We start from the raw sequence: 6,306 nt of genomic DNA, 5'->3' as shown, positions 1-6,306 counted from the left end.
CATTTTTTGCTTTCAATATCTAGTCATTCGCTATATCATAGCTCATTGATTTTTATTATGTTTGTATTGTAAGCCAAATTGGCTTGCAATGAATTTTTCTCAACGTATTTTGATAGGGGAAAACGACAGTAGATGGAAAAGTTAGACAGAAAACCGATCATCGAACTTCGCAATGTTACTAAGAGCTATGGTAGCAAAACGATTCTTAAAGATTTGAATTTAACCATTAACGATGGTGAATTTTTAACAATTTTAGGGCCTTCGGGTTGTGGTAAAACAACCGCATTACGTTTAATTGCAGGTTTTGAGGAATTGACAGAGGGGTCGATTATTCTTGATGGTCAAGATGTATCTAACGTTCCTGCTGAACAACGTCCCGTTAATACCGTTTTCCAAAGTTATGCGCTTTTCCCGCATATGACCATTTTTGAAAACGTGGCATTTGGCTTACGTATGCAAAAAGTACCAAATGAGCAAATTAAGCCACGTGTCATGGAAGCGTTACGTATGGTTCGTCTTGAAGATCGAGCGGAACAAAAACCAGCACAACTTTCCGGTGGTCAGCAACAACGTATTGCGATTGCTCGTGCGGTAGTAAACAAACCGAAAGTATTGTTATTAGACGAATCACTTTCTGCATTAGATTATAAATTACGTAAAGAAATGCAGAACGAGTTAAAAGCATTACAACGTCAATTAGGTATTACCTTTATTTTCGTTACCCACGATCAAGAAGAAGCATTAACCATGTCGGATCGTATTATTGTGATGAATGCAGGTAAAATTGCTCAAGACGGATCACCACGTGAAATTTATGAAGAGCCGAAAAACCTTTTCGTTGCTCGATTCATTGGTGAAATCAACGTATTTGATGCAACGGCGATTGAGCGTGTTGATGCAACAAATGTGAAAGCGAATGTTGAAGGGCGTATTTGTAATATTAAAGTGGAAGAGATGGATGTTAAGCCAAATCAAAAACTGAAAGTATTATTACGTCCGGAAGATATTGTGATTGAAGAACTTGATGAAGATGAAAGCTCAAAAGCGATTATCGGTCATATCACAGATCGTAACTATAAAGGTATGACGCTAGAATCAAGCGTGAAATTAGATCACAACGGAATGAATGTTTTAGTAAGCGAATTCTTCAATGAAGATGATCCGCATATCGACCATTCTGTCGGTCAAAAAGTGGCATTAACGTGGCACGAGGGCTGGGAGGTTGTCTTAAGCGATGACGAGTAATAAATTCCAAAAAGGAACGGTTGCAACGATTTTCGGTTGGCTATTACTTTTCGTTTTAGTCCCGAATTTATTAGTGTTGCTCATCAGTTTCTTAACAGAAAACCGCCAAAGTCAGTACTTTGTTGATTTTGCTTTTAGCTTAGAGGCATATAAAGCATTATTTAATGATACTTATGCAACAGTATTATGGAACTCGTTGTATATGGCGGGGATTGCAACCTTTTTCTGTTTAATTATAGGCTATCCGTTTGCATTTATTATTGCAAAAATGCCGGTAAAAGTACGTCCTATTTTGCTTTTCCTTGTGGTGTTGCCATTTTGGACTAACTCTCTAATTCGTATCTACGGCATTAAGATTTTCTTAGGTGTGAAAGGATTATTAAATGAGGCTCTACTGTGGTTAGGGATCATCAATGAGCCATTACGTTTATTAAACTCAGAGTTAGCGATTATTATTGGTTTAGTTTACATTTTGCTACCTTTTATGATCCTGCCACTTTATTCATCTATTGAGAAAATTGATGGACGTTTATTGGAAGCTGCAAAAGATTTAGGGGCAAATGCTTTCCAACGCTTTATTCGTGTAACCATTCCACTTACCATGCCAGGCATTGTTTCAGGCTGTTTATTGGTATTGTTACCGGCAATGGGGATGTTCTACGTTGCAGACTTATTAGGTGGTGGTAAAACGCCATTAGTGGGGAATATTATTAAGAGCTTATTCTTGAATACCAACCAATTTGCATTAGGTTCGGCAGTAAGTATTGCTTTAACCTTCTTAATGGCATTAATGCTTTATGTTTACTACCGTGCAAATAAACTTTTAAATAAAAAGGTGGAGCTTGAATAATGAAAAAGATGTTTAGAAACCTTTTTATGTTTGTGGTGTTTGCGTATCTTTATATTCCAATTATTATTTTAGTTGTGAATTCATTTAATGCAGATCGCTATGGTTTAAACTGGAAAGGCTTTAGTTGGGACTGGTATGAGCGTTTATTTAATAACGATACGCTGGTACAAGCAACAATGAATTCAATTACTATTGCTTTCTTTGCGGCAACATTTTCAACGATTTTAGGGGCATTAACTTCTATTGCATTATATCGTTATAAATTCCGTGGTAAGCAAATGGTTGGTGGATTGCTCTTTATCGTCATGATGTCGCCGGATATCGTAATGGCAGTTTCTATGCTTGTGCTATTTATGATTTTAGGTATCCAATTAGGCTTCATTTCGCTATTGATTGCGCATATTACGTTCTGTTTGCCTTATGTCGTGATTACGATTTCAGCTCGTTTAAGCGATTTTGACGGCAAAATGCTTGAAGCAGCAAAAGATTTAGGTGCAAGTGAAGTTACGATTTTACGTAAAATTATTTTACCGTTAGCGTTACCTTCGATTATTTCAGGTTGGTTATTAAGCTTTACGATTTCATTAGATGACGTTGTTGTTTCATCTTTTGTGACTAGCCCGAGTTATGAGGTTTTACCGCTTAAAATCTTCTCTCTTGTTAAAACAGGTGTAACCCCTGAAGTGAATGCGCTTGCAACGATTATGATTATTTTCTCGCTTTCATTAGTGGTATTAAGTCAAGTTGCATTACGCAAAAAAGCATAAATATAAATAGCCCACAATGCGTGGGCTGTTTTCTTTAGGAAATAAATAATGATTATTCAACAAACGATTGAACAAAAACTGAAAGAAATCTTTAATCCTTCTTTTTTACAGATTGAAAATGAAAGCCATATGCATAGTTCCGGCAGAGGGGCAGAATCGCATTTTAAAGTAACGATAGTTTCTCCTGTTTTTGAAGGAAAAAGAAGAGTTGCCCGTCATCAGGCTATTTACCAATGTTTAGCTGATGAGCTAGCGCAAGGTGTTCATGCTCTTGCATTACACACCTATACTTCACAAGAATGGTTAGAGGCAAAAGGTGTTGTTCCTAAATCAACAAATTGCTTGGGAGTAGGCGCTTAAGTTTGTCAAATAATTTATTTTATAACGTGAAGAAAATCCTTGCTTAATAAGCCAAAAAAAGGTATATTTTGGCTGTCTTTTTATTGATTCGGTGAGATGTCCGAGTGGTTGAAGGAGCACGCCTGGAAAGCGTGTATATGGGAAACTGTATCGGGGGTTCGAATCCCCCTCTCACCGCCATTTAGTAATAAGGCATGTTTTCATAGATATTTCCTTGGTTAAGTTAAAGTAGTTATACTTTATTTTAATACTTATCCCTAAGCCCTTTTGCTTAGGGATTTTTTTTGCCTTAATTTTAGTAAAAAATGCGAGAAATCCTACCGCTTGCTTTCTGTATTTTCCTTCGCTTTTCAAGTAAAATAGATAAGATTTTTTATTGAGGAATTAAAAATGTCCACACAATTTGTTTATACAATGCACCGAGTAGGCAAAGTTGTCCCGCCGAAACGTCATATTTTAAAAGATATTTCTTTAAGCTTCTTTCCTGGGGCAAAAATCGGGGTGCTAGGCTTAAATGGTGCGGGTAAATCCACCTTGTTACGTATTATGGCTGGTGTTGATAAAGAGTTTGAAGGGGAGGCTCGTCCACAACCAGGGATTAAAATCGGTTATCTTCCGCAAGAGCCGAAATTAGATCCACAGCAAACCGTGCGTGAGGCCATTGAAGAAGCGGTTTCAGAAGTGAAAAATGCACTCACTCGTTTAGATGAAGTGTATGCGGCTTATGCTGATGAAAATGCGGATTTTGATAAACTTGCAGCTGAACAAGCACAATTAGAAGCAATTATTCAAGCTCACGATGGTCACAATTTGGATAACCAATTAGAGCGTGCGGCAGATGCGTTACGTTTACCGGATTGGGACGCTAAAATCGAACATCTTTCAGGGGGCGAACGCCGCCGTGTGGCACTTTGCCGTCTGTTACTCGAAAAACCGGATATGTTGTTATTAGACGAACCGACCAACCACTTAGATGCCGAGTCTGTGGCGTGGTTAGAGCGTTTCTTACACGACTATGAAGGTACTGTGGTGGCAATTACCCACGACCGTTACTTCTTAGATAACGTAGCAGGTTGGATCTTAGAGCTTGACCGTGGTGAAGGTATTCCTTGGGAAGGTAACTACTCTTCTTGGTTAGAGCAAAAAGAGAAACGTTTAGAACAAGAGCAAGCGGCGGAAAATGCTCGCCAAAAATCCATTGCCAAAGAGTTGGAATGGGTACGCCAAAATCCGAAAGGTCGTCAGGCGAAAAGTAAGGCGCGTATGGCACGCTTTGAAGAGCTTAACTCAGGCGAATATCAAAAACGTAACGAAACTAACGAACTCTTTATTCCACCTGGTCCACGCTTAGGTGATAAAGTGATTGAAGTGAGTAACCTAACTAAATCTTACGGCGACCGCACGTTAATTGACGATTTATCTTTCACTATTCCGAAAGGGGCGATTGTTGGGATCATCGGGGCGAACGGTGCCGGTAAATCAACCTTATTCCGTATGCTTTCAGGTCAAGAACAACCGGATAGCGGTTCAATCGTAATGGGCGAAACGGTGGTACTTGCTTCTGTGGATCAGTTCCGTGATGCCATGGACGACAAAAAAACCGTGTGGGAAGAAGTGTCAAACGGACAAGATATTTTAACTATCGGTAACTTTGAAATCCCAAGCCGTGCCTATGTTGGACGCTTTAACTTCAAAGGCGTAGATCAACAAAAACGTGTTGGCGAATTGTCGGGCGGTGAGCGTGGTCGTTTACACCTTGCGAAATTGTTACAAGCGGGCGGAAACGTCTTATTATTAGACGAACCAACCAACGACCTTGACGTTGAAACCTTGCGCGCGTTAGAAAATGCGATCTTAGAATTTCCTGGCTGTGCAATGGTTATCTCGCACGACCGTTGGTTCTTAGACCGTATCGCCACCCACATTTTAGATTACGGTGATGAAGGTAAAGTCACTTTCTACGAAGGTAACTTCTCAGACTACGAAGAGTGGAAAAAGAAAACCTTAGGCGAAGCGGCAACGCAACCACATCGCATTAAATATAAGCGTATTGCGAAGTAATACGTTTAAATGAGCTTTTCATTTGAAAAGCTCATTTTTTTAGCAAAAGGAAATAACATGAACCAATATGCCGTATGGGGAAACCCAATTGCACAAAGTAAATCGCCTCGTATTCATCAACTATTTGGCGAATTAACGCAAAAAAATATTTCATATGAAGCAAAACTTGGCGATGAACAGGCTTTTGAGCAACAAATTCAAATGTTTTTCCAGCAAGGCGCTAAAGGTGCAAATATTACCGCACCTTTTAAAGAGCGCGCATTCAAACTTGCGGATCTACATAGTGAAGGTTGTTTATTAGCAGAGGCTTGCAATACGTTGAAAAAATTAGATGACGGGCGTTTATATGCTGAAAATACAGATGGTGCAGGTTTATGTTCAGATTTAGCACGTTTAGGCTGGTTAGCTGAAAAACAACGAGTACTCATTTTAGGTGCCGGCGGGGCGACTAAAGGCGTGCTATTTCCATTATTAAAAGCTAATCAGCAGATTACCATTTATAATCGAACTCACGAAAAAGCGGTCGAATTAGCTGAAAAATTTGCAAAGTTTGGGCAAATTCAAGCCGCTTGCTGGGAAGAGATTATTCAATCTAAGTTCGATCTAATTATCAATGCAACGTCACTAGGCTTACAGGGTAAGTATGTTGAATTGCCGCAATCGGTTTTAGTGGGTAGCAGTGTATATGATATGCAGTATGCTGTTGATATGAGTACGCCATTTTTGAATTATGCTCGTTCTCAAGGCGTTGAGAAGTACCAAGATGGTTTAGGAATGCTGGTAGGGCAGGCGGCGGAGTCTTTTAAATTGTGGGAAAGCGTACTACCCGAGGTAGAACCGGTATTAGTACAACTACAAACGGAAATGAAAAAAGCAAAATAGCATTTTGTAAGCTATTAGGAAATAAGCAAATTTGTGCTGTTTTTATATCAAAACGTTGAATTCATAAGCAAAAAAACAATTTTATTTAAAAAATTGAAAAAAGTATTTGACGAGTAGAGGGAAAATCAGCATAATGCACCC

Annotated in this window: 6 protein-coding genes and 1 tRNA gene; all 7 read left to right on the top strand. The window is 39.0% G+C overall.

What is annotated here, in order from left to right; genetic code table 11:
- Positions 1-132 precede the first annotated feature (132 nt).
- The 7 genes from potA to aroE all read left to right on the top strand — a co-directional run bounded on the left by potA (position 133) and on the right by aroE (position 6,165).
- A complete protein-coding gene (gene potA, locus DDU33_RS10840; protein ID WP_108925197.1) occupies positions 133-1,245 on the top strand; it encodes a spermidine/putrescine ABC transporter ATP-binding protein PotA in 1,113 nt (370 codons plus the stop codon).
- The gene (gene potB, locus DDU33_RS10835; RefSeq protein ID WP_108925194.1) at positions 1,235-2,095 is read left to right on the top strand and encodes a spermidine/putrescine ABC transporter permease PotB; all 861 of its coding nucleotides are present in this window, start codon (positions 1,235-1,237) and stop codon (positions 2,093-2,095) included. The genes potA and potB overlap by 11 nt, the downstream gene beginning before the upstream one ends.
- A complete protein-coding gene (gene potC, locus DDU33_RS10830) occupies positions 2,095-2,862 on the top strand; it encodes a spermidine/putrescine ABC transporter permease PotC (protein ID WP_108925192.1) in 768 nt (255 codons plus the stop codon). Before potB ends, potC begins: the two co-directional genes overlap by 1 nt.
- A 48-nt stretch (positions 2,863-2,910) precedes the next feature.
- Positions 2,911-3,222 carry a BolA family protein gene (locus DDU33_RS10825; protein WP_108925190.1) on the top strand — a complete coding sequence of 104 codons (312 nt, stop codon included), beginning with the start codon at positions 2,911-2,913 and terminating at the stop codon, positions 3,220-3,222.
- Positions 3,223-3,312: 90 nt separating this feature from the next.
- Positions 3,313-3,402, top strand: a tRNA-Ser gene (locus DDU33_RS10820).
- Positions 3,403-3,612: 210 nt separating this feature from the next.
- Complete coding sequence (ettA, locus tag DDU33_RS10815; RefSeq protein WP_005818949.1) at positions 3,613-5,283, top strand: energy-dependent translational throttle protein EttA; 1,671 nt, start codon at positions 3,613-3,615, stop codon at positions 5,281-5,283.
- Positions 5,284-5,340: 57 nt separating this feature from the next.
- The gene (gene aroE / locus DDU33_RS10810; protein ID WP_108925188.1) at positions 5,341-6,165 is read left to right on the top strand and encodes a shikimate dehydrogenase; all 825 of its coding nucleotides are present in this window, start codon (positions 5,341-5,343) and stop codon (positions 6,163-6,165) included.
- Positions 6,166-6,306 lie beyond the last annotated feature (141 nt).

It is taken from the genome of Actinobacillus porcitonsillarum, from assembly GCF_003101015.1.
Taxonomy (GTDB): Bacteria; Pseudomonadota; Gammaproteobacteria; order Enterobacterales; family Pasteurellaceae; genus Haemophilus_A; species Haemophilus_A porcitonsillarum.
This window is presented reverse-complemented; position numbering and strand designations above follow the sequence as displayed.